Source organism: Stenotrophomonas sp. SrG (genome assembly GCF_050031795.1).
GTDB classification, from domain to species: domain Bacteria; phylum Pseudomonadota; class Gammaproteobacteria; order Xanthomonadales; family Xanthomonadaceae; genus Stenotrophomonas; species Stenotrophomonas rhizophila_A.
In genome coordinates, this window is the sequence record NZ_JBNBBE010000615.1 from 1 (window position 1) to 250 (window position 250).

1 protein-coding gene is annotated in these 250 nt (G+C 72.8%); it reads right to left on the reverse strand.

Annotation, left to right across the window (positions count from 1 at the left end; translation table 11 throughout):
• Nucleotides 1–250 (reverse strand): DUF2066 domain-containing protein (locus ACQG3P_RS21040; RefSeq protein ID WP_426806139.1); only part of this gene is annotated, 250 nt, incomplete at both ends.

Sequence of the window (250 nt, forward strand, 5' to 3'; positions counted from 1 at the left end):
GCATTGGCCTGCTGCACCGTGACCAACCGCGGGCCGGCCCCGTCATCGATGGCCAGCCAGACCACCGGCTTGGGCCGCGGCTGCGGCCACAGCGGCAGGCCCAGCGCGGACATCAGCCCGTCCACGTCGTCCTGGCGGAACCGGGCCACCAGCATGGTGCGGGAGCTGGGGGCGCCGCGGGCCGAGGTGCTCTGGTCCTGGCGGGAGTCATAGCTGGCCACGTAGTTCTTCGCATCGCGCAGGGCCTGCA